General features: G+C 54.9%; 24 protein-coding genes. 10 read left to right on the top strand and 14 right to left on the bottom strand.

Annotated elements, in window-relative coordinates; all coding sequences use genetic code 11:
- Positions 1–271: 271 nt before the first annotated feature.
- The 3 genes from WEB64_RS01560 to WEB64_RS01550 all read right to left on the bottom strand — a co-directional run bounded on the left by WEB64_RS01560 (position 272) and on the right by WEB64_RS01550 (position 2,121).
- Positions 272–838: a C40 family peptidase gene (locus WEB64_RS01560; RefSeq protein WP_368062138.1), complete on the bottom strand. Its 567-nt coding sequence runs from the start codon at positions 836–838 to the stop codon at positions 272–274.
- A 136-nt stretch (positions 839–974) separates the two neighbouring features.
- Entirely contained in the window at positions 975–1,373 is a 399-nt protein-coding gene (locus WEB64_RS01555; RefSeq protein ID WP_368062139.1) for a DUF2784 domain-containing protein, read from the bottom strand.
- Between the two features lie 46 nt (positions 1,374–1,419).
- A complete protein-coding gene (locus tag WEB64_RS01550; protein WP_368062140.1) occupies positions 1,420–2,121 on the bottom strand; it encodes a pseudouridine synthase in 702 nt (233 codons plus the stop codon).
- A gap of 131 nt (positions 2,122–2,252) precedes the next feature.
- Here WEB64_RS01550 and WEB64_RS01545 point away from each other — a divergent pair, with 131 nt between their 5' ends.
- Positions 2,253–4,904, top strand: a complete 2,652-nt coding sequence (locus tag WEB64_RS01545; protein WP_368062141.1) for a mechanosensitive ion channel domain-containing protein — start codon at positions 2,253–2,255, stop codon at positions 4,902–4,904.
- Between the two features lies 1 nt (position 4,905).
- Here the strand turns inward: WEB64_RS01545 and mtgA are convergent, their stop codons facing one another.
- The 8 genes from mtgA to WEB64_RS01505 all read right to left on the bottom strand — a co-directional run bounded on the left by mtgA (position 4,906) and on the right by WEB64_RS01505 (position 11,606).
- A complete protein-coding gene (gene mtgA / locus WEB64_RS01540; protein WP_368062142.1) occupies positions 4,906–5,610 on the bottom strand; it encodes a monofunctional biosynthetic peptidoglycan transglycosylase in 705 nt (234 codons plus the stop codon).
- Between the two features lie 23 nt (positions 5,611–5,633).
- Positions 5,634–6,560, bottom strand: coding sequence for a DMT family transporter (locus tag WEB64_RS01535; RefSeq protein ID WP_368062143.1), 927 nt, complete (start codon positions 6,558–6,560; stop codon positions 5,634–5,636).
- A 374-nt stretch (positions 6,561–6,934) separates the two neighbouring features.
- Positions 6,935–7,306: a YajD family HNH nuclease gene (locus WEB64_RS01530; RefSeq protein ID WP_368062144.1), complete on the bottom strand. Its 372-nt coding sequence runs from the start codon at positions 7,304–7,306 to the stop codon at positions 6,935–6,937.
- A 53-nt stretch (positions 7,307–7,359) separates the two neighbouring features.
- Positions 7,360–8,355: a fatty acid desaturase gene (locus WEB64_RS01525; RefSeq protein WP_368062145.1), complete on the bottom strand. Its 996-nt coding sequence runs from the start codon at positions 8,353–8,355 to the stop codon at positions 7,360–7,362.
- Positions 8,356–8,581: 226 nt separating this feature from the next.
- Positions 8,582–9,796 carry a serine hydrolase domain-containing protein gene (locus WEB64_RS01520; protein WP_368062146.1) on the bottom strand — a complete coding sequence of 405 codons (1,215 nt, stop codon included), beginning with the start codon at positions 9,794–9,796 and terminating at the stop codon, positions 8,582–8,584.
- Positions 9,797–9,834: 38 nt separating this feature from the next.
- Positions 9,835–10,323 (bottom strand): hypothetical protein, encoded by a 489-nt coding sequence (locus WEB64_RS01515; protein ID WP_368062147.1) that lies wholly within the window; start codon positions 10,321–10,323, stop codon positions 9,835–9,837.
- An 11-nt stretch (positions 10,324–10,334) separates the two neighbouring features.
- A complete protein-coding gene (locus WEB64_RS01510) occupies positions 10,335–10,478 on the bottom strand; it encodes a DUF3096 domain-containing protein (protein ID WP_368062148.1) in 144 nt (47 codons plus the stop codon).
- A gap of 246 nt (positions 10,479–10,724) precedes the next feature.
- Positions 10,725–11,606 carry a putative RNA methyltransferase gene (locus WEB64_RS01505; RefSeq protein ID WP_368062149.1) on the bottom strand — a complete coding sequence of 294 codons (882 nt, stop codon included), beginning with the start codon at positions 11,604–11,606 and terminating at the stop codon, positions 10,725–10,727.
- Positions 11,607–11,735: 129 nt separating this feature from the next.
- Here WEB64_RS01505 and WEB64_RS01500 point away from each other — a divergent pair, with 129 nt between their 5' ends.
- Positions 11,736–12,386 carry a DsbA family oxidoreductase gene (locus tag WEB64_RS01500; RefSeq protein ID WP_368062150.1) on the top strand — a complete coding sequence of 217 codons (651 nt, stop codon included), beginning with the start codon at positions 11,736–11,738 and terminating at the stop codon, positions 12,384–12,386.
- 41 nt (positions 12,387–12,427) lie between these two features.
- On the opposite strand, the gene rarD is transcribed toward WEB64_RS01500, so the two are convergent.
- Both rarD and WEB64_RS01490 read right to left on the bottom strand, forming a co-directional pair.
- On the bottom strand, positions 12,428–13,342 hold the full coding sequence (gene rarD / locus WEB64_RS01495; RefSeq protein WP_368062151.1) for an EamA family transporter RarD: 915 nt from the start codon (positions 13,340–13,342) through the stop codon (positions 12,428–12,430).
- Positions 13,343–13,440: 98 nt separating this feature from the next.
- Positions 13,441–14,334, bottom strand: a complete 894-nt coding sequence (locus tag WEB64_RS01490; RefSeq protein WP_368062152.1) for an AEC family transporter — start codon at positions 14,332–14,334, stop codon at positions 13,441–13,443.
- Between the two features lie 255 nt (positions 14,335–14,589).
- Here WEB64_RS01490 and WEB64_RS01485 point away from each other — a divergent pair, with 255 nt between their 5' ends.
- Entirely contained in the window at positions 14,590–16,362 is a 1,773-nt protein-coding gene (locus WEB64_RS01485; protein ID WP_368062153.1) for a PHB depolymerase family esterase, read from the top strand.
- 267 nt (positions 16,363–16,629) lie between these two features.
- A complete protein-coding gene (locus WEB64_RS01480) occupies positions 16,630–17,370 on the top strand; it encodes a tellurite resistance TerB family protein (protein WP_368062154.1) in 741 nt (246 codons plus the stop codon).
- Positions 17,371–17,481: 111 nt separating this feature from the next.
- On the opposite strand, the gene putA is transcribed toward WEB64_RS01480, so the two are convergent.
- The gene (putA, locus tag WEB64_RS01475) at positions 17,482–21,111 is read right to left on the bottom strand and encodes a bifunctional proline dehydrogenase/L-glutamate gamma-semialdehyde dehydrogenase PutA (protein ID WP_368062155.1); all 3,630 of its coding nucleotides are present in this window, start codon (positions 21,109–21,111) and stop codon (positions 17,482–17,484) included.
- A gap of 452 nt (positions 21,112–21,563) precedes the next feature.
- Between putA and WEB64_RS01470 the strand changes: the two genes are divergently transcribed.
- The 6 genes from WEB64_RS01470 (at position 21,564) to WEB64_RS01445 (ending at position 26,891) form a co-directional block, all read left to right on the top strand.
- A complete protein-coding gene (locus tag WEB64_RS01470; protein WP_368062156.1) occupies positions 21,564–22,028 on the top strand; it encodes an Lrp/AsnC ligand binding domain-containing protein in 465 nt (154 codons plus the stop codon).
- On the top strand, positions 22,025–22,924 hold the full coding sequence (locus tag WEB64_RS01465) for a LysR family transcriptional regulator (protein ID WP_368062157.1): 900 nt from the start codon (positions 22,025–22,027) through the stop codon (positions 22,922–22,924). Before WEB64_RS01470 ends, WEB64_RS01465 begins: the two co-directional genes overlap by 4 nt.
- Before the next feature lie 118 nt (positions 22,925–23,042).
- The gene (locus tag WEB64_RS01460; protein WP_368062158.1) at positions 23,043–23,846 is read left to right on the top strand and encodes a putative hydro-lyase; all 804 of its coding nucleotides are present in this window, start codon (positions 23,043–23,045) and stop codon (positions 23,844–23,846) included.
- 38 nt (positions 23,847–23,884) lie between these two features.
- Complete coding sequence (locus tag WEB64_RS01455) at positions 23,885–24,949, top strand: TRAP transporter substrate-binding protein (protein ID WP_368062159.1); 1,065 nt, start codon at positions 23,885–23,887, stop codon at positions 24,947–24,949.
- Positions 24,950–25,014: 65 nt separating this feature from the next.
- Complete coding sequence (locus WEB64_RS01450) at positions 25,015–25,611, top strand: TRAP transporter small permease subunit (protein ID WP_368062160.1); 597 nt, start codon at positions 25,015–25,017, stop codon at positions 25,609–25,611.
- On the top strand, positions 25,608–26,891 hold the full coding sequence (locus tag WEB64_RS01445; RefSeq protein ID WP_368062161.1) for a TRAP transporter large permease: 1,284 nt from the start codon (positions 25,608–25,610) through the stop codon (positions 26,889–26,891). The genes WEB64_RS01450 and WEB64_RS01445 overlap by 4 nt, the downstream gene beginning before the upstream one ends.
- Positions 26,892–26,909: the final 18 nt, after the last annotated feature.

The raw sequence follows: 26,909 nt of genomic DNA, 5'->3' as shown, positions 1-26,909 counted from the left end.
TGGTCCAGGGCAAGGTAATCGAAGTCAGTGCTGATTAGCCCCACCTACACTGTATGTATCCTTCTCATACCCGCTTTCATATCCTTCTTGATACCTTGAGTTGAACCGGCAACACCGGTATGCACGACTAACAGGCAAAAGGAGATCGAGATGAGTGGCAAGAAGATCCTGATGATCATCGGTGAGTTCACCGAAGACTACGAAACCATGGTGATATCGGGAAAGTGGCACATTCAGACATTTGTTTAGAAGAGGTTTTTAACTCGCCCACTCATTCGCGGAAACGGCGGGCCCGAGTAAAGCGGTTTTGCCAGTAGTGGCTGCTCAGGGAAGATTCTGTCACTCCGACCGAGGAAGACGCGTGGATGAAACGGATGCCGCCCATGTAGATGCCGGCGTGCTGCTCCTTACCGTCGATCCGGAAAAATACCAGGTCGCCCGGTTTAATCTGATCCAGCCTGACCGCCCGGCCAGCAGCCAGCATCTGGCTGGTGGTACGAGGCAGTTGCTGACCCAGCGCCTCACGGTAAGCAGTCAGGATAAAGCCGGAACAATCGAAGCCATCGGCTGTCATGCCGCCGTAACGATAAGGTGATCCCTCGTAACGCTGAAACACCCGCTCAAGCTCATCGACCAGGGTCGAATCCCCTTCGCTGGGCCAATGTTCGGGAATATCAGTAGCGTAGCCATGGTGGCCTTGGCCTTTCAGCGACTGGTTACTGGCGCAACCGCCAAGCCCCAGCCCCGCCACCACCAGCATGAGCAGTAGCGAACGTTTACGGACACAGGCGGCAGTTTTAAACATTGTTCCAGACCACGCTGCGATAACTACACTCATGACAAGCGACCTTATATTTTAACCCTGACAACGTGAGTCTAGTCGTCGCCCAAAGTGATAGAAAGGCTTAAAACATTACGCCTGCAAGATTAAACAGGAGAAGTGTATTCAACCAGCTCGGGTCGCCATGCCGGGATTATCGCCGACCACGGGTCGGCGGATAAATCCACCAGGTCGCAAGCACCAGCAGGCCAAACACTGTATAAGCTACCGTAAATACCCAGGCGGGAGCCTCGTAATACAATAATTGATGCAGCCAATGCTCTATAAAGCTTCCGGAATAGACGGCGCCACCAGTCTGGTCTCGCAGCCACATTTCCAGCGTCGTCAGCGGGCACACAACATCCAGCCAGACTTGCGCTACCACCACGCCAATAGCTGCCAGATGGGAGAGACGGAACCAGGGATTGTTAACCCAACGCCAACCCCAAGCGTTGCCCACAAAGACCACCACAAGCCCCAGCATCACAAACAGTACAATTGCGAGGTGCAAAAAAAGCACCAGATCCGCCATTATCTGGTAGAGGTTTGACATAGCGAGCACCTTTGACCTTCAACCAACCGGGACGACGGGGACTGGACTACCCTGAGTGATTGCAGGCGATCTCATCCGACGTCAGCTTCCGAGACTGCCCAGGCTCCAGCATCCCATCCAGCCGAATATCCCCCATACTTTGCCGATGCAGAGTCAGCACCCGATTACCGACCGCATGAAACATGCGCTTAACCTGATGGTAGCGTCCCTCATAGATAGTCACCAGAGCTTCATCGCAGGAAAGTCGTAACAGGCTTGCAGGTGAGGTAGTAAGACCCTCGTAGGCAAACCAGATACCCTCAGCAAATCGCGCAATGCTATCGTCAGTAATTGGCAGCGCGGTGGTCACACGGTACACCTTCGGGATTTTGACTTTCGGTTCAGTTAGCCGTCGCGACCAGACGCCGTCATTGGTCAGAATCAGCAAGCCCGAACTGGCCCGGTCAAGCCGCCCGCCGATATGCAGATCGAACCTCAAGGCCGGCGCAATCAGGTCCAGAACTGTCCGGTGGTTATGGTCTTTCGTGGCGCTTAGATAACCTACTGGCTTGTTCAACATCAGGTAATGAGCCGTGTCCGGTTGCTGTAACAGCTCGTTTTCCAGGCTGACCGACATAAATCGGCTAACATCGATTCGCGGATCACGACACACCTTGCCGTCCACAGTTACTTTCCCATCGGCGATAACCTGGCTGGCAGTCCGGCGGCTGAAGCGAGGGCGGTTGCTGAGAATTCGATCAAGTCGCATAGGCCGCTATTTATAACCGCTTATTCCACATCATAACAAGTCCCTCTGGTGGCCCACATCCGGCACTGGTTATGGTTAGCCTGTTAATATGGTTAGAATAGGGCGGCACCCAAGCAGAGGACGCTGTAGTCATGCCCGACCGAATCCGGAAACATCCATTTTTTACCCGTATTCTCTGGCTGCTCGCTACCTTCCTGCTGTTTTTTGCGGCGCTTCCCGCTAACGCCGAGGAGAGCGCCCCGAAAGAGCAAGCTGCCGAAACCTCCAAACCTGCTGTGCAACCCGAGATAGAAGAGAACGCCTCCAAACCCCTGACTGTTGAGCTGCCCTCAGCCTCGTCCGCTGGTATCCGTCATCAGTTGCAGGGTTTGAGAGACTCCCTGGACCAGCGGCTCGCAGCCCTCGAATCAAGCAAGGAACGTCTGGCCTACGGCGAATCCATTCTTGCACGGCTGAACGATGAGTATGAGAGTTTCGAATTACGGCTTGAGCGAGCAGGCCTCAACCTTACGGAAGATTACGCCCAACTGCTGCGACAAAGGCTGGACCGGCTCGAGAAACAAAGTATTGCCGATAGTCTGATTACCGGCATTCGGGAGCGGCTATCCAACGCGCGCGAAGAACAGCTCCGCCTGGAAGAATTCGAAGCCATACTGGGCGCATCGGACGAAGCCAGGGACCAACTTAGGCGGCAGAGAGCCGCACTGATCAGGCAGCTCCATAAAGCGATTACCGAGCACATCGACGTGCTGAACGAATACTTCAATACCGTCGAAACATTACAAGCCCGCATCCGCGCCTATCAAACACTGCTTCAGCAGCGTTTATTCTGGCTACCCAGTGCTGAAACAGTCGGCCCAGACACTGCAGGCAAGCTGGTTCAAGCAGTGGTGTGGCTGGGCAACCCCGCACACTGGAATACTCTTGTGGATGCGGTCAAAACCTCCTTTGCCGAACGCCGCATAGAGATTGTTCTGCTTGTGGCTCTGTTGCTCCTTCTCGTGAGCCGTCGCCGGGTAATTCGCGAGAGCCTGGTAGCCAGCGGCGAAGCCGTGGGTAACGTTGGCAAGGACAGGTTTCAGGTCACCCTGTATGCCTTGGGATGCAGCGTATTGCTGACACTCCCGGCTGTCATGGCGCTTGCTTTGGGTTCGTTGCTGCTGATGGAGGGCAACGACTTTCTGACCGCGCTGGCGGGCGGATTTACCGCTGCTGCTTTTGTCACGCTCTTGCTCAGCTTTGTCCATAAGGTCGCCCGCAAAGACAGTCTCGGCGAACGACACTTCAAATGGAACGCCACTACACTGGATGCTATTCGCCGCGAGATCCCGGTTCTGCTTTGGGTGCTGGTGCCAGTCTCAATACTGACGGGCGCACTAGAAGCGCCTGGTGGGACTGTCCATCGTGACAGTCTGGGCCGACTGTTGTTTATTATCGCCTCTATTGCACTGGCACTCTTTGCCCAACACATCATGACGGCGGTCAGAAGTGATGTTGTAAACCACAAAATTCTTCGGACCCTCCATGTGCTGGCGGTGGCCACCCCTGTTGTCCTGACCATTGGCTCCCTTCTCGGTTATCACTACACAGCGGTTCAGTTGGAACGCAACATTTTCATCAGCATTTGCTGGCTGGCGTTCAACGTACTGCTTTACTACCTGTGCCTGCGAGCCCTGTCTGTACGGGAACGCCGCCTGACTCTGGAGCGGCTGCGAGAACAGCGGGCGGCCGAGCGCAAGCAGGCCGAAGCCAAAGAAGCGGCAGAGAATTCCGGTGAAGGTTTGCCACCCGCGCTGGATATGCCGGAGATGGACCTCGAGGATATCAGCCAGCAAAGTAAGTCACTGTTTCGCATTCTTGCGTGTGTGCTGGCAGCAACCGGCTTGTGGTTGCTCTGGGCGAGCGTCATACCCGCTTTGCAGCTATTCGATAACATCACTCTATGGACCATTGCAACCGGCATTGAAGGGGCAGAAACCCTACCCATCACGCTGGGCGACTTTATTCTGGGATTAATTGTGATCATCGGCACCATCATGGCTGCCCGCAATTTACCGGGCACTCTGGAAGTCATGGTGTTAAGCCGGATGCATCTTGAACCCGGTTCCGGCTACGCCATCACAACCATTGTAAAGTACCTGATTGTGTTCTTCGGTGTGGTGGCTGCGCTGGCCGTGCTCGGGGTACAGTGGTCAAAATTGCAGTGGCTGGTTGCAGCCCTTGGAGTTGGGCTCGGGTTCGGACTGCAGGAAATCGTCGCCAACTTTGTTTCCGGGATCATCCTGCTGTTTGAACGACCTATCCGGGTAGGCGATACGGTAACCATCGGCGGTATTACCGGGACAGTTTCACGGATTCGTATCCGGGCCACCACACTGGTGGACTGGGATCGGAAAGAGCAGATCATCCCTAACAAAACGTTTGTAACCCAGGACCTCACCAACTGGACGCTGTCTGATCCCATTGTCCGGGTCATTGTGTATGTGAAGGTAGCTTACGGTTCTGATGTGGATGCAGTGCAGGACATACTGCTCAAGGTTGCGGAAGACAACGACAGAGTGGTGGCTGACCCCGCCCCCGCCGTCTTCTGTGTCGGACTCGGTGACAGTAGCATTGATTTTGAAGTGCGGGTGTTCATCGAAGATCTGCTTGATTACATGCCACTGGCCCATGAACTGCACGCATCGATCACACGGGCATTGGATGAGGCTGGCGTGGTGATTCCGTTTCCCCAGCAGGATATTAATGTGCGCAGCCTGGTTGAATCAAAGCCCACAGAATGAGTTATTGTGAGAGGATTTCCTCAAGATACCGCAAACCTGACAGCTGCTTCATCTGATCTTCAATCCAGTTTACCCGCTGCCACACATAGGCAGACGGATTACCGGCATTGAACGCCTTCGGATTCGGTAATACCGCCGCCAGCCTTGCCGCCTGCCCTGACGTCAGGTAGCGGGCGCTGGTTCCGAAATAGGCCTGGCTGGCGGCTTCTACGCCGTAGATACCTTGACCAAATTCGGCCACATTGAGGTACACCTCCATAATCCGTCGCTTTGGCCAGACCACTTCCAGCGAAACTGCCAGCCCCGCCTCCAGCGCCTTACGGACAAAACTACGATCATTCCAGAGGAACAGATTCTTGGCAGTTTGCTGGGTAATGGTACTGGCGCCGCGCAAGCCATCACCCTGGCGAAAGTCAGCAACAGCCGTCTTGATCGCATTGACGTCTACGCCCCAATGTTCGGGAAAACGCTGATCTTCACTGGCGACCACGGCAAGCGGCATCCAGGGGGAAATATCAGACAGCCGGACCCACTTTTGCCGAACATTATCGCCGGAATACTCCCACTGGTGGGCAATGATAAACGCCGTGGTAGGTGGGTTGGCGAAGCGAAAAACTACCAGAACCGCGATCATTAAAAGCAGCAGCCCCGCGAAGCTCCATGCCAGTATTCCAAGACCACGCCTGACCAATGAACGTTTTGCCACCCTGAACTCCCGGCTCAAGCCACTTATTCTTTCCGCTTAATGACGACCAGCGCCACACCGGTGATAGACACTATTCCACCGAACATCGCTAACAATCCCAGGCGTTCGTCAAACAGTATGTAGGCTTCAAGCGCCGTTACTGGTGGCACCAGGTAAAACAGACTTGCGACCTGGGACGCAGCGCCCCGACGGATCAGCAGCATAAGCAACAGAATGGCGCCTATGGACACTCCGAATACCAACCAGACCATGGACAGTACTAGCTGAATATCCCAGATCACCACCCGGGTCTCCAACATAAAGGCGCCGATGGCAAATAGCACAGACGCTGCACAATACTGGATGAAGGTGCCGGTCAACAGGTCGGTTCGCTCACCATGGCGCTTCTGGTAAACCGTGCCTACGGATATGCCCATCAGCGACAGTGCTGCCCACCACAGGGTCCACAACGGGAAGCCCGCCATGCCCGCTCCACCGCCAAGTTGTTCGACCAACACCAGCGCAATGCCGACAAGGCCGAGTGACAGGCCCAGCCACTGCCGCAAAGCCACGGGCTCACGCAATATAATCACCGCTGCCACCGCCGTGACCAGGGGTTGCAAACCAACGATCAGCGATATGATGCCCGCTGGCATCCCCCCCTGAATGGCGTAGTAGACGCCACCGAGATAACAGCCGTGGACCAGAATACCGGTCACTGCTGTATGGGCCACCCCTTGCCAGGAAGGCCAGTTGGCTTTCATTATCTTAATCAATACAGCCAGAACGGCGAGCGTAAACAGCATCCGCAGTAGCAACAGAGTGAATGGTTCAGCGTATGGCAGACCGTACTTGGCGCCGATAAAACCGGTACTCCAAAGCCAGACAAACAGTACCGGCACCAGGTACAGGCCTATGGGAGTGGGGGATCTGGCCGTCGAGGAACTGTGAGGAGCGAAAGGCTTAGTCATCTGAACAATCGCTTTCCTGGTAAAGGTAGGGTTCAAGCATCCGTATTTATCCCGCTATGGCAATGCAACGTTCGTGGTAATATCGGCTCTCCTTCCATACGAATCCGGTCGCTGCGCTGACTTGGCAGCAACGGCCTCTCTGGGGGGTAGGACACGCGACTGCGTGTAGTGTGCTACCGATTTGGTTGGAGTACTGAACATGAGCAAAGAACAGAAGCGTATCAAAGAGACAAAGAAGAAGCCTGCATTAACGCAAAAAGAGAAAAAAGTGGCAAAGCGGGAGAAGAAAGACTCACAAAGCTGAGCATCAGAATTCATCAATACCGCCAGCCCGCGTTCATGGATCGAACCGTCCGGCGGGCGGTGTTACAAGCTCACTTCTTGTTATTCATGGCGTCTTTCAGTCCCGCAAAAGGATTAAACGTCGCGGCCTCCGTTCTGGAGTCTGCACCGCCCCCATAGCGTACGAATGCCTCGAACTTGCTGTGTTCCTCGTCGTGGCAATAAATACAGAGCAACTCCCAGTTACTGCCATCGGGCGGATTGTAGTCGTGGTCATGGTTAACGTGGTGAACGGTGAGCTCACTCAGGTTTCTGCGGTCAAATTCGCGCGCACAGCGCCCGCAAATCCACGGATAGAGCTTGAGAGCTTTCTCCCGATAGCCTTTTTCACGTTGGGCAATGTACTGGCGCTGCTCTTCCAGTAACCGGTCAAGCTTGCCTGTATTGGTCTGTGTTTTCGTCATAACCACCTGCCATAAGTCAGAACGCCTTGAACATCTCTACCTTAATCCACAAATCAGTTGGACGGAATGGCCGTGATGCGATGGTTCTCAACATCCCAGATTGTGTTTCTCAGCGCAGCAGGTATTTCTCTCAGGCGAATGCGAGTGACCCCGGTAAAGTGATGGGCATTGGCATGGTGGCATTCCGCAAGATTGTAGTTGGGAATAGAGGCAGAGAGGTGGTGGATATGATGGTAAGCAATATCGGCGGTGAGCCAGTTAAGCCACGCAGGAAGTACCAGGAAACTGGTGCCCTCAACCGCCGCCCGGTTGTAATCCCAACTGGTCTTATCAGCCGCCCAGGCATCCTCGAAGTTGTGCTGAACCGCAAACAGGATAATACCGCCTGCGCCAGCCAGGGACAGGCTGATCAGATAGATGGTGAAAAAGACGGCTGGCCCAACCGCGAAACACATAATGGCCCAGAGCGACAGCAGCACCAGGTTGTTGGCTGTCATGTGGCGGTACTCGGCCGCGGACTTCCAATAGCGACACTCAAATCCGGCGGCAAGCGAACGAAGTGACACTTCAGGATTTGCGAGTTTTTCTTTAAACAGGTAACCAAGCAGAGCGATATTGCCCTTGATCCAGGTCAAACGTGGGTTGAAAATCAGGTAAAGAAAGCCGCCAATCGGGGCAAATGCAATATTTCGCGTCAGCCGGTATATCCGCTGCTGCTTTGGGGAAAGCGCATTGAACTCAGCCAGTGAGAGAGTGGCCAACGGACCCCGGTATTCATCCCAATTGCCGTTAGTGGCGTGGTGAAACGCGTGGTTTTTACCCCATACGTATTGAGGCATGCCGCACAGCACTCCGAGGGAAAACCCAGCAACCTTGTTGTACTTCGCGGTGGCGAACAGGGAGTTGTGACCACATTCATGCATCAACACGAAAACCCTGAGCAAGAACAGGCTCAATGCCCCAATACACAACGCAGTTAACCAGTAGGACACCGAAATGCTCGCGACAGCCAGGTACCAAAACGCTATATAGGGGACAAACGTCGTCAAAAGCTGACCTGCAGCTTTAACATTACATTTTTTGGAATAACGGGCGACTATTTGCTTCTTCTCAGCTGCTAGAGCTTCTAAACAACTCATTAAACAGGTTCTCAAGCCAAACCACGGAAAGTTAGGACCTGCAACTTAACAGTCTCATACCTTTCTGGCTACGTTCACCTGTCTATTTTCCAGATACAATTTGTTAACAACGGCCTTACCTGCGCCATTTTCCGTTTCAGCACAACGCCCCGTTCACTATGGCCCGCAATTCCTGTCGGATGGGATAAGACGACGACGGAATCAGCTGCGTCATGAAAATCATCACTAACTCTTCCACCGGATCAATAAAGAAATTGGTGCTTGCCAACCCGCCCCAACCATACTCCCCCACTGAACCGTTGATCTGTGACCTGGCGACATCGGTCTTGACGGAGAACCCCAGCCCGAAACCGCTGCCAGCATAAGGTGTCTCACTGAAAGCGCCCACGGATAGCCCCGGGAGATCCTGATTACCCGGCAAATGATTCTGCCGCATAAATTCCAAAGTCTTACGGCCTATGATGCGCTGGCCTCGGAAAGTTCCACCCTGGCACAGCGCCTGGGCAAAATGAAAGTAGTCATCAATGGTGGATACCAACCCACCGCCGCCGGATTGAAAGCGATCCTGCCGCCGGTAATTGGAAGTCTCCGGGTCGTCCTGCAATCTGAACTGCTCGCCAGACTCATAAAGATAACAGGCAGCAAAGCGATCAAGCTGGTCATCGCGCACGAAGAAACCTGTATCTGGCATATCTAAAGGATCAAAAATATGCTCTTTCAGGTATTCATCAAAGGGTTGGTCCGAGAGCAACTGCACAAGGTAGCCCAGCACATCCGTACTGACAGAATAATTCCAGGCGCTTCCGGGTGAAAATTCCAATGGCAGTTCTGAGAGCCTGTCCACCAGAGATTCCAACGTCAGGCTGGAACTACCATCCAGTTTTAACTCCCGATAGGCTGCATCCACATTAGTGCGGTTCATAAATCCGTAGGTCAGACCCGACATATGAGTGAACAGGTCGCGAATGGTCATGGTGGTGGTAGCCGGGACGGTCAGAAAACCAGGATAGAGACCACTTTTATACACCCGTCGGTTCTTCCACGCCGGAATGTATTTATGCACCGGATCGTCCAGCAGGAAACGCCCCTGCTCGTACAACTGCATCATCGCGATGGAAGTGATGGGCTTGGTCATCGAGTAGATGCGGAAAATGGTATCCCGACTGACCGGTTTCTTCCGTTCCACGTCCATCAGCCCCTGGGCTTTAACACAAGCAATCTCCCCTCGTCGCGCCACCAGTGTCAGCGCGCCGGGCAGTTTGCCTGGCTGGATATACCGGCGCTCCAGATGGGTATTGATGTGCTCGAGTTGAGCCAGCGAGAGGCCAGCGACCTGTTCAGTTTCAGCCATGAATGTCGTACCTCATTGATGGAGAGTAATCAAAGCTATCAGATGCTTTCCTTGCGCTGTTCGGCGTTTTCTTCGTTAACCTCCTCGGCGTTCTCCCAACTTTCTGACAATTCGTCATAAGCGTCCGAGAAACCCTTCTTCATGCGATCCCAGGCACTCGCGGAACTCTCTTTCAGGCGATCATACCACTCTGCCACTGTGCCACGTTGCTCGCGGAGCGAGTCGATACTTTCCTGGCTTCGGTCGCGGGCCAGGTCGCTCATGTCGTCCCAATTTTCCGCGAGTTCCTTCTCGAGCTGGTCTATACGCTTGTCCAGCACCTCTAGAGTCTTATTGATTGACGCTATCGCCTGATCTTTCTGGTCAGCACTGAATTCCTTCAGTGTGCGTCCCAGCTCCCGGGTGTCCTCCTGCAATTGTTCCACCGTGGTTTCATCTTCATCGGCGACCGCCCCAGGGACCACGCTCGCCGTCAGCAGCGCAACCAGAGCAAGGGGCAGAATTTGTGACAATAGAAGTAAGCGCATAGTGATTCTCCTTAGATACCGTGGCCGAGAATTCCCAGAACGCCCACCACGATCAGATAACCCGCCACGATATAGTTCAGCAACCGCGGAAATACGAGTATAGCAATGCCCGCACCAAGACTGATCAAGGGAGCAAGTTCAAGATGGAGTGTCATAGAGCAATAACCTCGTTGTGAAGACTTAAAAACTCTGACCGGATGCGATCACCGCGATCACAATAACAGAGATGAGCGGTAACCTTGCGGGGAATCGCTTTTTTCAAAGAAGCCAAGAATCGGCCAGAATAATTTGGTAAGGGAATTTATCATGCTGTCTTGCCCTGTATAAATCGCCATTAAGTACAAAAATACCAGCGTACCTTAACCGGACTTTATTAGAGAACACCGGTTAACGAACGTCAGTTAAAGAGCACCGATCCGCTCAAACGTCGTTAGCCGAATATCTACCGTTACCGCCAGACTGTTCAGGGCCGCTGCCCTATCCCGGCCTTTCGCATTGGCGCGGTATAGGTGCGGTGTCATCGCCAACAGATCTGCTATCGGCTCGGCCGCATTGAGATCGAGGTTATACCGAAGTGTGTCTGTTGCCCCCCTGACAAAGTTATCCGGAGCTTCAGCTTCCTGTTTACGCTCGGGCTTGAGCTCGGGATAGATGATCTCCCGCAGTTCCCTGAGATGGTCAGGCCCAGCATCGACCTGTATCACGCGGCCACCTGGTTTGAGCACCCGAGCGAACTCGGCGTAGACTGGAAAACCGAACAGACAAAGCACCCGGTCAAGGCTACCCGCCAACATCGGGAGGTTGGCATTGCTACCAACCAGCCAATTCGGTTGCCGGGCTTTGTCAGAACCGGCCTGCCGGGTAGCAGAAAGTATTGCCGCTTTGGAGATATCCAGGCCCACCAATGCCATCGATTTTTCAGATGCGGCCTCTTCACTCCCCACGTGCAAGGCTAGCTGTCGCAGGTAGTAACCCTCACCACAGCCCGCATCCAGACAGCTATAGCTGCTCGAATCAGGTAAATCCGCCAGGGACAGCCGGTTTACTGCCGCCGCAATCGGCTGGTAGTGGCCCCCGTTAAGAAAGCGCTGACGAGCCAACACCATCGCTTTACTGTCACCAGGATCAAGGGAGCGCTTTTTCTGTACCGGCAACAAGTGTGTGTAACCCTGGCGGGCGACATCAAATGTGTGGCCCGCAGCACAACGCCAGGAGGCGCCTTCTCGCCGCATTGGGTCACCGTCCAGCGGGCAAGCCAGGGACTGGAATGGAGTGATGTTCATAATATGGGCATCCTGGCGCGGTCGATAATTTATGGAGACGAACGATTGTACTTGTTTCGCGAGGTGTCCAGAATCGAACAACGCAAACCGATTATTGTTGAATCGAGCGACCCGTTTTGAGGATACCCTATGAAGACCTTGAAAATAGATATCGTGTCTGACATCGCCTGCCCCTGGTGCGCGATCGGTTACGCCCGGCTGGAAAAAGCCATGGCCACGCTGGCAGAGGAGATGGCATTCACTATCGAATGGCATGCTTTTGAGCTCAATCCGGACGCGACCGCAGACGGCGAACCCATACTGCAGGCACTGAGTCGTAAATACGGACGCAGTACCGCAGAAATGCAAGCCGCGCAAACCGACATGATGGGAATCGCTGAAGATCTGGGGCTGAACTTTACCCGAATGCAGGAGCGGTACACGCGCAATACCTTCGACGCTCACCGGCTGTTGAAGTGGGCGGCGGAACAGGGTCGCCAGACCGACCTTGAGCAGGCTTTTTTTGAGGCATACTTCGGACACGCAGCCGACATCTCGGATCCCGAAGTGCTCATCGAGTGGGTTCAGGCCATCGGTCTTGATGGCGCCGAAGCACAAAGCATTCTGGCATCGGATGATTATGCCGAGGTCGTGCGAGCTGACGAGGCAACGTACCAGCAGGCCGGTGTTTCAGCGGTGCCAGCATTCATTGTCAATCAGCAGTATATGATTTCGGGAGCCCAGGAGCCGGATACCCTGGTGCAGGCGTTCAGGGAAATTGCGGAAGAAAGCGCAAAGTAAAGGCGGAAGAAAGTGTCGAGCAACCGAAAAGCACAACCCGCTCATACCCGCACGCGGTTACGGCGGGTAATGGCCGTGGGGCTCGATTGCCAAGCCGACCATGAGTAGAGCGCAAGCGCAGTCCAGATCATGACGAAGCTGAAAAGCTGGGTCTGACTCATCGGCTCATGGAAAACAAACAAGGCAATAAGAAACTGCAGCGTCGGGTTGATGTACATCAGAAAGCCCACCGTCGCCAACCGTAAACGACGCGCTGCACCAGCAAATGCCAGCAAAGGCAGCGCCGTGATGACACCGCTGGCGACCAACAACAACGAGGCGTTTGTATCGACCACAAAATGCGACCCGCCGGTGGAGATAGTCCAGCCCACGGCCAGCAACGCCAACGGTAGCAATAGCAGTGTTTCCACAAAGAGTCCGGAGAGTCCGTCAAGCATCACCTGTTTGCGCAACAACCCATAAGTCCCAAAGCTGACGGCCAGCACCAGGCTTATCCAGGGAACAGTACCGAGCAAAAACAGCTGCAGCAAAATGCCCGCGCCTGCGATCACCACGGCAACACCTTGCAAGCGTGCCATCGTTTCACGCAGCACCAGCATTCCGAGCGCTACGTTAACCAGTGGTGTCAGAAAATAGCCCAAGCTTGCCTGAAGTACGTGATGGGTTTCGACAGCGTAAATATAGACACCCCAGTTCGTCGCGATGAGCACCGCGCACCCGAGTACCCGCCACAGTTTTCGGGGGTAAGCCAGAGCCATTTTAACCGCGGGCCAACGGCGAAGTATGGAGATGACAACGGCGAGAAAAACACTCGACCAGATAATTCGATGGGCCAGTACTTCAAAAGCCGGCACACCCTCAAACAACGCAAAGAAAAGCGGAAAACAGCCCCAGACGGTATAGGCGCCCACGCCATAAAAAACGCCTTTGGTGGCTTCCGGGGTTGGTGCACTCATCAGATTCTCGCAGGCAAAACACCTAATCTAGCACAGCCAGCGCCAACGGACCGGGACAGTTGGCGATGCAAAGACCGGTACAGATGGCTGTGTTCGTGCTACCCAAGCATCGGAAAAACCTGCAGCACCCCGAACACCACAATCAGTGACAACGGCATGCTCACCAGAATTACCGCAGCAATATCATCCTTCGGCCCATGGTAATGACTGGCAAGAATGTAGCTGATAACCGCTACCGGCATGGTGGCCTGAATCAGCAGAGTTTTAGCTACCACGGGCTCCAGTGGCAGCACGGCCACAACCGCCAGTGCAGAGCCCAGGCCCAGCAAAACGCGCCCGGCTGACAAGCCCACGATCGTTCCAAGCCTGCCCAACTCCCGCAGATCAATGGTCGACAACGATTTGCCAAGCAATAGCAGCATCACCGGTATAGTCATGCCTGCCAGCAAATCTACCGTGTTGGAAACCGCTTCCGGTGTATGCCAGCCGGTCACAACCCAGACGATACCAGCGATAAGCGCAATAATTGACGCATTGGAGAATATGGCTTTCGCTGAAAACTGACCCGATAACAGCCAGACACCCAGCGTAAAATGACTGATCTGCACCACTGTGGAAATCACTACGGCGTGGATCAGAGCGTCCTGCCCCAGCAACGCGAACACCAACGGAATGCCCAGATTTCCGGTGTTGGGATTCACCAGCATGGAAAGATAGCCGCGCACCTCCAGCCCCGCCAACTTGAGTCCCACAGCCCCAAGAACTGCCGAGAGAACAAGCACTGAAACTATAGCGAACAACGTATCCGACACTGCCCATATCGGCGTCTGCATGCCAAGCAGTGCACTCAGGATAAGTGAGGGCAGACCAACGAGCGTGACCAGTTTCGATAACGCCGGAGCATCCAGCAGCGTGGTCCTCAGTGCCAGCCCGAGCCCTAAAGCCGCGCAGAAAACAACGGGGAACAGTGCATTAAGGTAGGTAGAAAACAAACCCGGTTACCTCGAGATAGTGGGAGATAAATCAGCTAACGAAAATCCGGAATTATGGACACTCCCGTCCGGAAACCTGTACAAAAAATACTCAAACTCGTGGTGCCGCCGCTAAACTGTCCAATTCCCCGGATATCTTCTACTAACTCCGCCGCAATCGCCACCCCATCCCTTTTAAAACAACGCAGTAAAAACCTGGCACAGAACTTTCACTACTACGTTTGCTAAACAATAAATTCAATAAGGAGCAACTCTATGTCATGCGACATTCTTCACTCGGAAACACTGATGAGTCCTGTCTTCAACATTCTATTGCGTTGTCGGTCAGGCATCTCAACGCTTTGTCTCGCAGCGATGCTGATACCGATCACACCTGTCTTTGCTGGGCAGACCGATTCCTACACGCTGACCCAACAGTCTTATTCCCAGTCTCGCGCCCGCCAATACAAGGTCTACGTGCCAGACAATGTCAGTTCACCTGCCCCAATGGTTATGGCGCTGCATGGATGCAAACAGACCAATGACGATGTGTTGAATGACTGGGGTATGAAGGAGGCCGCCGACCGCTATGGGTTTATTCTGGTGGCGCCATTTATCACCAGCTACGATGGCCTGCGCAATGAAAATTGCTGGGGTTTCTGGTTTGACCACCATCGGCACGAAGGCGCAGGCGAGGTGGAGGACCTGCACCAGATTGGCTTACAGGTTGAGGCGAACTACAACATTGACCCTGCCCGTCGTTTTATCACCGGGCTCTCATCTGGCGGTGCCATGACCACCGTAGCTGCGGCAACGCATAACGAGTATTGGGCGGCAGCCGCGCCAGCGTCAGGGCTACCTTACGGCGAAGATGCCGGGTCAGTATCGCTGTCTGGCCAATGTCCCGGAAGCGCAACCTTCCACAGTGTCAGCCGTGTGGTCTCCGATATGACGGCTGAAATCAACGATGTTTATCCAATACCTCTGATGGTGTTGCAGAACGAGAACGATTGTACCGTGCTGCATCAAGCGGCATTGAACACCCGCGATGCCCACCTGCAAGCATTTGGTGCCCCCGCGTTCGACACGACTGCTGAGACCAAAGCCTCCGAAACTCCGTGTTCGCCCTTCAATCAGAACAATTACGGCTGTCGCCATATCAAATACACGCAGGACGGTACCATTGGCAGCCGCTCCGTTGTGGAAACCATTTTCCTCGACGGTCCCCTGAACACGCCCAACTTTCAGGATACCGATCACGGTCACTACTGGATAAGCGGTGCAGAGGGCAACAATGGCAAGTGGGCGATCAAGGTTGGTCCCAGCTACCCGGACATAATCTGGGAGTTTTTCAACCGTCACAGCCGCGACGGAACACAGCCTGAAGGCCATCCGGTCATCCAGTTGATTGGCGACAATCCCATGACTGTCGCACTGAGCGCGCCCTTCACCGACCCCGGCGCCACGGCGACGGATCAGGAAGACGGGTCACTCACCGTCGCCGCGGATTGCAGCGATGTCGATACCTCCCAGGTAGGAAGCTATAGCTGCGACTATGCAGCCACCGACAGCGACAATAATTCCAGCAACGTTCTCCGCGCAGTCAATGTATTCGACCCCAACCAACCTTCTGAGATCTGCGAAATCGCAACCAGCTCGCCCAATGCCCACATCACCTCGGGCCGGGCCTATGCCGGGGGCAACTACACCCTGCGTGCGCTTGCCAACGGAGACGATGTGGACATCGGGGCCTCCTTTGATACCTGGAGCAGCGTGGTGCTTCATGAAGGTGATGTAGGCAACTGGTACGCCCAACAACCGGCAGCCTGTGGCGGGCCGGGGAGTGGCGGTGGTGACGAGGGTGGTGAAGACGTGAACTGTACTGATTGGAACGCCACGAACCTGGCCCACCAGTCAGCTGGTCGCGCTTATTATGCTATGGGTTATTACACCACCGGCGGCGCTGACTATCTGGGCCCGGTTTCAGGCACCACAGCGTGGGTAAGGGAAACCGATGCCGGTTTCTACGAAGCCGGTCAGTGTGACTGATATTCCCAGAAAATAATCTCAAAAAGCCGTATGGCCCTGATTCCCGGCCCTACGGCTTCATAAAATTTTAGCTTTGTCTTCGCTCTCCTACGTCCCGTTTTTGAACGGCATGACCGAATAGTGCTACCAATACCCCCTCAGGCATGACACCGGCTTAATGCACAGAAAAGATCAATCTGTTTAGAATGCTTGTATGGTTTACCAATGACCTATTGAATGTTCTTTTGGCAACCGCTTTACCAAATTTCCACAGCAAGGACACCGACCATGAACGCAATGACCATTCTGAACGGGTTGATGAAGCAGGCCTCTGGGGGCCAGACGAAAGGCGGCAGTGGCGGCTTTGACGTTAATAAAATGGTAAGCGGGCTGGCTTCGCAGCTGCAGGGCAAGCCGTCGCAAGGCAATCATGGAAGCGGCGGAAGTCAAAGTGGCTTTGATGTAAAGAGCCTGCTCGGCGGCGGCGCACTGGGGATGATGATGGGTTCCAAGCGCGGCCGGAATATGGGCGGCTCGGCGCTTAAATACGGCGCCTTGGCAGGCGTGGGCGTTTTAGCCTGGAAGGCCTACCAGAATTACCAGGCCAATAGCCAGGACGGGCAGCAAGCGACCGACCAACAAGGCCAGCCACTTGAACAATTACAAGGCCAGGCGCAGGAACAGCGCGGACTGGAAATTCTCCAGGCGATGATCATGGCGGCCCGGGCAGATGGCCACATAGATGCTAACGAACGCGCCCTGCTGACCCAGGAAATTGAGAAACTGGGCGCAGACGATGAGCTCCACACCTGGATCCAGAGCCAGTTCGACGCGCCACTGGATGCCAATGCCCTGGCCAGCAAAGCTGACTCGCCCCAAGCAAGCCGGGAAATCTACGTCGTCAGTGCAGCCATGATTGATGAGCAGAATCCGATGGAGCGGGCCTGGCTTGATCAGCTTGCCCAGGCACTCAAGCTGGAAGCAGGCCTCGCTTCCGAACTTGAACGTCAGGTAGTGGCGGCTCAATGACCAGCCCCAACGAACCGCTTTAGCTTAGGGAGCCCACCAAAACCGAAGGACGTTTTGGGGCATGGGTAGAGTTGAACGCCATCCCTGGTCGTTCAGCTCGTCGGGGCTAGCCTACTCCGAAGCGGCGATCAGACTGGCGTTACCACCCGCAGCGGTCGTATCGACGCAAAGATGACGCTCAATAACGAAACGCTGGTCCAGACGATGTTCGTTAATCAGGGGCAGTAAGGCACCTTCACGTTTTGCCAGATTCAAGCGGTATTGCTTCAGCATCGGCTGCTCTGCACAGCTCACTACCGCATCAAAACCATTGGCAACTGCAAGCGCCTCTGGCTCCAGTTGACCTTCAATCCCACCAATCGGAAGTCCTGCTTTCGCAGCTCGACCAACCACGTCATCGATACCCGGTGCAATAACCACCACCTTGTTGCCCTGAGACAATGCGGTGGCAGCCTGCTCCAGAGCAGTTTCTGTGTCCGGACCAAGGCACAAAACAATACCGCGGGGATGATTGGTCAAACGGTTCAGTTCACCCGTTGGCCCGGGCATTTCTTCCGGGTGCGCATCCAGCGGCGACGGCACATGGCTGAAGAGCGGCTTCATGGCCTCGACACGCTGTTCTGGTTTAAGCAGTTTTGTATCAGACAGCTTGCCAATCAGCCCCTCGAGTTTGATAGCGTCTATCTTTTTGCTGCCAGACTCGACCGCCCGCTCCACTGTCTCGCCGCGTATGAAGCGGCGCACATACTGCGGGCCACCCGCCTTGGGACCGGTACCGGACAGTCCCTCGCCCCCGAAAGGCTGGGAGCCAACAATGGCACCAATCTGGTTCCGGTTCACGTAGGTGTTACCCACTTTGATGCGAGCTGCAATACGATCTACGCGGCTGTCTACGCGGCTATGGATACCAAACGTAAGGCCATAGCCCCTGGCGTTGACATCGTCAACAACCTTGTCGATATCTTTGGCAGCAAATGTGGCGACATGGAGTATCGGGCCGAAAATCTCCTCCTCCATCTCTTCGATCCCGCTGACACTGATCACCGCAGGCGAGACAAACGTGCCATGCTCGGGAACCGGCAATTTTTTCAGCAGTCGTCCTTTTTTCTCGAACTTGTCGCAGTGGTCAATAATTTTCTTGCGGGCAGTCTCATCGATAACCGGGCCTACATCGGTAGACAACAACCACGGGTCACCAATGCCCAGCTCTTCCATCGCGCCATACAGCATCTCAAGCAGCCCCTCGGCGATGTCCTTCTGAACGTACAGCATGCGCAACGCCGAGCAGCGCTGGCCGGCGCTCTGGAACGACGAGGCCAGTACATCTCGCACCACCTGCTCGGGCAGTGCCGTTGAGTCAACAATCATGGCGTTGAGGCCGCCGGTTTCCGCCACCAAGGGAGCATCCGGCGTCAGATTTTCCGCCATGACCTCATTAATCTTACGGGCAACCGGCGTTGAACCGGTGAAACAGACCCCGGCAATACCCGGGTGTGACGTCAACGCACTACCGACCGTCGCACCGGTGCCTGGCAGCAACTGAATGGCGGCCCTGGGAATACCGGCCTCATGCATGAGCTCAACCGCCCGATAGGCGATCAGTGAGGTCTGCTCAGCTGGCTTGGCGATGACCGCATTGCCTGCCGCGAGATTGGCAAGTACCTGGCCGGCAAAAATGGCAAGTGGGAAGTTCCACGGCGAGATGCAGCACATAACTCCCCGGGCCTCGCCACTGTCCTTGTATCGCAGCCCTTCGTTGGCGTAGAACTGCGAGAAGTCCACCGCTTCACGAATCTCGGCCACTCCGTCCAACAGTGACTTGCCTGCTTCCCGGGTCGCCAGGGCAAATAACTCATAAGCGTGCTCTTCGAACAGATCGCCCGCCTTGCGGATACACTGGGCGCGGGCTTCAGCTGGCATTCTGGACCATTCCTGGAAGCCTTGCTGGCCGGCGGCAACAGCTGCCTCTACGTCGTCCGAGGACGCTTGCGTAACGTGGCCGACCAGATCGTCAGGGTTGGCTGGATTGCGCACCACCTGAACCTCGGTGCCGACGCAATCTGCTGCCATAATCGGTCCGGCCTTCCAGCGATAATCGCGAAAAGCGCCCCGTCCTTCCTCAATCTCGGCTACCGTCACCGGGTCCGTAATATCCCAGCCCTTGGAGTTGCGACGCTCTTTGCCGAACAGGTTTCTCGGATGCACTATCGCCTTGCTGGAGATGTTTGACCCCATCTCCTGGACCGCATCAATAGGATCTCTGGCAATTTCTTCCGGGGTGATTCGGGAATCCACAATCTGGTTAACAAAAGAGCTGTTCGCCCCGTTCTCCAACAGACGGCGAACCAGATAAGCCAGCAGGTCACGGTGAGGGCCAACCGGTGCGTAGATACGGCACGGCACGCCGCTTACCTCGAGCACCTCGTTATGCAGGGACTCGCCCATGCCGTGCAGGCGCTGGAACTCGTAGTTAGTCACGCCTTTGGCCTTCGCCAATTCAAGCACGGCAGACACGGAGTGAGCATTGTGGGTGGCAAATTGCGGATAAATGCGATCTGTCATGTTCAATAATTGGGTGGTGCAGGACAGAAAAGCCACATCGCTACAGGCCTTGCGCGTAAAGACGGGAAAACCGTCCAGGCCCATCACCTGGGCGCGCTTGATTTCGGCGTCCCAATAAGCGCCTTTCACCAGGCGGACCATGATGCGGCGATCCAGTTTGTCGGCCAAACCATAGAGCCAGTCCAGAGTATCGGAGGAGCGCTTGCCAAAGGCCTGAACGACCACGCCAAACCCGTCCCAGCCTTTCAGTTCCGGATCAGACAGGATCGCTTCAATAACGTCCAGCGAAAGGTCCAGCCGGTCCTGTTCCTCGGCATCAATATTGAAGCCCATATTGGCCGCGGCCGCTTTTTTGACCAGCTTCATGGCACGGGGCACGAGTTCATTCATGACCCGTTCTTTATTGCCATATTCGTAACGCGCAAGCAGGGCGGAGAGCTTTACCGAAATGCCCGGGTTCTTGCGCACATCGCCTTTGCAGGACTTGGCAATGCTGTCGATCGCTTCGGAGTAGGAGTCAAAATATCGCCCAGCATCTTTATCCGTGCGCGCGGCCTCGCCCAGCATGTCGTAGGAATAGGTGTAGCCTTTCGCCATGTAATCTTTGGCTTCGTCCTGCGCCTCATCAATGTCACGCCCAAGCACGAACTGACGGCCCATCTCACGCATAGCCTGACCAGCCACGGTGCGAATCACCGGCTCGCCAAAACGTTTCATCAGCTTTCGAAGCGTGTCGCCCACACTGTGCCGATCGGAATCCTTGAGCAGGTTGCTGGTCATCATTAACGCTATGGTGGCGGTATTGATCAGCGGCGAGGACGCCTTGCCGATATGGGTGCCCCAGGCACCGGAGGTGATCTTGTCTTCGATCAGTTCATGAATAGTGGTGTTGTCCGGCACGCGCAGCAACGCCTCGGCCAGACACATCAGGGCCACACCCTCTTTGGTCGTCAGGCCATATTCGGCCAGAAACTTTTCCATAATGGTGGACTTTGCGTTTTTGCGGACATCACGCACCAGATCAGCTGCCCGGGCGGAGATTGCCTCACGCTCGGTGTGGGACAACTGAGCACCGGCAATCATCTCGCGAATCACCGTGTATTCCTCAGCCAGGTAATTGTCACGAATGGCCTGTCTGCTATCAACAAGTGCGGGAGTTACTGATTGCTGTGGTCGCATAGTTGAACCTCTTAGTTGTTTATCCCGACATTCTACCGAGAATCAAAAAGACAATTCGGCCATTAAATCCGTCTAAACATTATTTAACGTCTTTTTTGAGAAACTAAACCTGGCTTTTATCTGACAGTGATCGAAAAAAAAGACAAATAAACTGTTCCGACCAGTACTTACCCGAGCGAACGGCTGTAAAACGATCGGTAGTTCTTCCCAGCATAGCTTCCCTGCCATTGACTTGCAGCGCTCCGGATCAGGACTCCAGTCCTCTCACAACCCAGGCCAAGCAATACAATGCTCGATTATTGCACAACTTACTCAAAAGATTACGTCGCGCTTTCAGTAGAAGATCAGGTCTGCGGCAATGAGTCATTGTTACTGAAATTGTTTAATAAAAAGGTCATTTAATTGTATTCTGTCCTTTAATCAGTCATTAAGTTCAGCAGGAAACTGTAACCATGGCGGAACTGGATAGAATCGATCACTCCATTATTCGCGAACTTCAAGGCAACGCCCGCATGACGGTGACGGAACTCGCCTCTCGCGTCGGGCTATCCAAGACCCCATGTCAGGTCCGCATGCGACGCCTTGAGGAGCAGGGGTACATCACCGGCTACACGGCCCAGGTCAACCAGAGCAGGTTGGGGCAAAGCCATATTGCTTTCGCGCAGGTCACCCTCACCGATACCAGCAGCGCTGCCTTGACCGCTTTCAATACCGCGGTGCAAAAGGTTTCAGCGGTAGAGCAATGCCACATGATTGCCGGCAATTTCGACTATTTGCTCAAAGTGCGAACCCGGGACATGGCAGAATATCGACAAGTGCTTGGCGAGCAGATTTCAGCGCTGCCACACGTACTGCAGACCAGCACCTTTGTGGTCATGGAGAGCGTCAGAGATACCGGGCTCTCGGCGGCCCCATGAACATTCGAACACTTGAAACCTTTGTCTGGATAGCCCGGCTAGGGAGTTTCAGAGCTGCAGCCAGCAGGGTTTATGCGTCGCAGCCCTCGGTCTCCGCGCGAATAGCCGGGCTGGAAGACCAGCTTGGGGTGGAGCTTTTTAATCGTAGTGGGAAGAAAATAGCGCTGACGGCCAAAGGTAGGGAATTTCTCATCTACGCGGAGAAAATGTTAAGTCTGCACGGGGAGATGCTGCAAACCGTCGCCAAACCAGAATCAATACAGGGAACCATTCGTCTCGCCGTCTCGGAAACCATTGCTCACACCTGGTTGCCTCAACTCATTGAAAGAGTCAGCGAGGCATACCCGGCGATAAATCTCGAACTGGATGTCGACATATCCGTCAACCTGGCCGAAAAACTAAAAAATCATGAAATCGATATCGCTTTTCTGATGGGCAACGTTACTCAGCCCGGCATTATCAACAGGGACCTCTGTCGTTATTCCCTGATCTGGGTGGCAAGTCCAAAGCTCGACATACCCGATAGCGTGATGTCACTGTCTGAGCTGGCGACCTGGCCGATTGTTACCTACCCGCGAAAGAGTGAACCTTACCTGGCCATTCGCTCGCTCGTCGACCCCATGAATCACTCCACGCGAATCCATTCCAGTTCTTCGCTTTCCACGATCATCCGCATGACTGTCGATGGGCTCGGAGTCAGCGCCTTGCCGCGAGAAATTCTGCAGCACGAACTCAATTCGGGCCTACTTCGTGAGTTTAGCGTCGATGCTTCCGTCCCCGATCTGGGGTTCAGCGCAGCTTATCGGGCGGCGCCCGGTGGCAATGTGGTACATGCAATTGCCGAGTTAGCTTTCATTACTGTCGCAAACCGAATAGGTGCAACTCCTAAGTTCTGAGGAACATTACACAATATCGACTGATCAGCTTTTTGGATCAGAACCGATACTAAATTTCGAATTGTATAAATCAGCTGTTCTGCCTTAAATGTAAGAAAGTTCATTTCGAGGCAGGCTTATGTCTTTCACCAACCAACTCACTGCGCAATCAACACCGCAAAACGTCCGTCAGGCTGCACGCCAGGGTGTCATGAGCGGGCCGACCTCGGGCCTGGCCAACGGCTACGTTCAGGTAAACCTGGTTATTCTGCCGGAGTCACAGGCCAGTGGATTTTTACGTTTCTGCCAGGCCAACCCCAAGCCCTGTCCTCTGCTCGGTGTCAGTGAGCCAGGGGCACGCCATTGTGACGCTCTCGCCTCAGACCTCGACATTGCCAAAGACGTCCCCGCCTATCGTATTTATCGCAACGGCAAAATGAGTGAAACCGTACCCGATGTTGCCGATATCTGGCGGGACGATCTGGTTACCTTTGCGATTGGTTGCTCCTTCACTTTTGAGCACGCCCTGATCCAGGCTGGCTTGCGGGTGCGGCATATTGACGAAGCGAGAAATGTGCCAATGTTCAAAACCTCGGTGCCGCTAACCAGCGCCGGTGGCTTTGGTGGCAATCTGGTGGTTTCCATGCGCCCGTTTTCAGCAGCCGACGCGATTCGGGCAATCCAGATAACAACCCGCTACCCCCAGGTCCACGGATCACCCGTACATTTTGGCAGCCCTTCTCTGATTGGAATTTCAGATCTGCAATCTCCGGATTACGGAGATTCAGTGTCAATAAAGGAACACGAAGTTCCCGTGTTCTGGGCCTGCGGCGTGACACCCCAGCAGGTTCTCATTGATGCCCGCGTCGAATTCGCCATCACCCACAGCCCGGGTCATATGCTGGTCACGGATATTCCGGACAGCACTCTGGCCCTTTTCTAAGCAAAACCAGCCCTGAAACTGAAAAAGAGGAATCAACCATGTTAATAAAAAAGTACCTCGTCTCCGCCATCGCAGCGGGTATGGTCATCACAGGCTCCCAGGCGTTTGCCCAGGACATCGACAAAACCAGCATTAACTACGTCGGCAGTTGGAGCAGCCTCTCCCTTTACAAGAACTTTGAACGCCCATTCTGGCAAGACCATATTCCCGAAGCGTCTGACGGCCAGATTTCGACGGAAGTGACCACCTTTGACCAAATGGGCCTGGGCGGCGGTGAAGTCTATCGTCTCATGGGGCGGAATGTCATTGAGGTCACCTCCACGGTCGCTGACTACGCAGTCGAAGACGCGCCAGAGCTGGAAGGCCTCGACATGCCGATGATTGCCCCTGACGTCGAAACCGCACGCAAGGTGGCAGAAGCCTATCGCCCGGTCCTCGCGGATGCGTTTTCAGAGCGCTTCGACAAGGCGCAGTTGCTGGCTATCGTGCCTTATCCTTCGCAGATGGTGTTCTGTAATACCGAAATCTCGGGCCTTTCTGACCTGAAGGGCAAAAAAGTACGCGCCAGCGGCCGCACCACTGCCGAATTCCTCCAGGCGATTGGTGCCGAGGGCATCACCCTGAACTTCAGCGAAGTCCCAGGCGCCTTGCAGCGCGGCGTTATCGACTGTGCCGTGACCGGCTCGCTGTCTGGCTACAGCTCCGGTTGGAACGAAGTTTCCACTCACCTTTACCCCTTGCCCGTTGGCGGTTGGGACCACGTTGTCACGGCGATGAACGGCAAGAAGTGGAGCTCGTTGTCCTCCGAGACCCAGGAGTGGCTGATGGCCGAAGTCAGGGAGAACTATGAAGATCCGGTCTGGGAAGCTGCCGTCGAGGAAACCAAAGAAGGTATCGCCTGCCTGACTGGCGAGGGTGAATGCACCCGCGGTGAAGCTGGCGACATGGTGCTGGTGGAAGCGACCGATGAAGACTTTTCTGAGGCGTCTCGCCACTTGGAAGAAACTCTGCTTCCCAACTGGGCTAACCGGGTAGATCAGGAGTGGGTGGACCGCTGGAATGAAACCATCGGTTCCGTCACCGGCCTGAAAGCTGCCAAGTAAGTTCCCTTTAATCCGACAATGGCGACCGGGCTGCATGCCAGCCCGACACCGCCCAGGAGAGTGACATGTTTCACCGGGTGAACTCCGTATTGGACCGGGTGCTGGATGGCGTCCAGATCGGCTCGCTCTGGCTGGCTCGCGCGGGCGGTGTGCTGATCCTTCTGACCGTGGTGTTGGTCACCTTTGAAGTGCTGTCCCGACACTTTGTGGGTCGTTCCGCGGTTCATGCCACCGAAATAACCGGGTACATCATGGCGATCAGTGCAAGCTGGTCGTTTGCCTATACCCTGATGTGCAAAGCACACATCCGCATCGATGCGCTTTACCTGAACTTCCCCATGAAGGTCCGAGGCGTCCTCGACCTCCTGGCCCTCCTGGCTATGGCACTATTCTGCGTGCTGGTTGTCGGCGCGGTCTTCGACGTCACGCTGCACTCCTTCTCTGGAGGCTCAACCGCTAACACGCCCTTGGGCACGCCGTTATGGATACCCCAGGTACTCTGGCTGATTGGCCTGACATGGTTCAGCTTTGCGGTTTGCCTGTTATCCCTCCGCGTACTTTTCGGGGTGTTAAGCGGAGATACCGAAGGCATCCAGAAACGAGCCGGCAGCCCCACGCTGGATGAGCAAATAGACGATGGCAATAAGGAAGCGGCGCGATGATTCTAACCGCACTGATTATACTGTTGATCCTGCTGGTGCTGAGTATTCCTGTGGCGGCAACGCTGGTGGCCCTAGCGCTGTTACTTGCAGAACTGTTTTCACCCTTCCCGCTGATTAATGCAATGGGCGATGTGCTCTGGACAGCCTCCGACAGTTTCCTGCTGATTGCCATTCCGCTTTTTATCCTGCTGGGTGAGATCCTGGTGCGCACCGGTATTGCCAAAGGCACCTACCGGTCGCTCGAAAGTTGGCTGTCCTGGCTGCCGGGCGGACTGCTACACGCCAACATCGGTACCGCGACCCTGTTCTCAGCGACCTCTGGATCAAGCGTTGCCACGGCTGCCACCATTGGTACTGTTGCGATTCCCCAGGGCAAGGAAATGAACTATGACCCCAAGCTGTTCACTGGCTCGATTGCGGCTGGCGGCACTCTGGGCATCATGATTCCGCCCTCCATCAACCTGATTGTCTATGGCTTCCTGACCGAGACGTCCATACCACAGCTGTTTGCCGCGGGCCTGATTCCCGGCTTACTGCTGGCGGCCATGTTCATGCTGGGCACGGCCCTGATCTGTATGTGGCGGCCCAGCCTGGGCGGCCCCAGCGTCAAACACACCTGGGGCGACCGGATTTCCGGTTTGCGCCACCTGGTGCCGGTACTGGTTCTGTTCGGGGTTGTGGTGGGGTCCATTTATACCGGTCTGGCCACACCGACCGAGGCCGCCTCGCTTGGTGTGCTGGGGGCGCTGCTGATCGCTTTCTCTATGGGCAAGTTGTCAGTGGATGTTATCGTTCAGGCACTGGACGGCACGATGAAAACCACCGGCATGATCATGCTAATCATCATGGCCTCCTATTTTCTTAATTTCGTGCTGGCGTCCACGGGCGTTACGCGGGAACTCACAGGCTTTCTGGAATCCGCGGGCATGGGCCCTTATTCCACCCTGATGCTGGCGATTCTGATTTACATCGTCCTGGGGTTCTTCATCGAGACCCTCTCTCTCATGGTGATCACCATTCCCATCGTTGCTCCCGTCATTATCGGCATGGGCTTCGATCCGGTGTGGTTTGGCATTCTTTTGATACTGCTGATTGAGATGGCGTTGATCACGCCGCCAGTGGGTCTGAACCTGTACGTTGTCCAGGGCGTCCGCCAAGGTGGGCCTTTCAGCGACGTGATGATGGGCGCTCTGCCGTACGTAGGCATCATGCTGGTGATGGCCATCGTGCTGGTGATTTTTCCCTCTGTCGCGATGTATCTGCCGAATCTGCTGAACTGACCGTCAACCACTATCTGT

This window comes from Marinobacter sp., from assembly GCF_040882185.1.
Lineage (GTDB): Bacteria > Pseudomonadota > Gammaproteobacteria > Pseudomonadales > Oleiphilaceae > Marinobacter.
The sequence above is the reverse complement of the archived record's forward strand: the minus strand, read 5'-3'. Positions and strand labels throughout refer to the sequence as shown.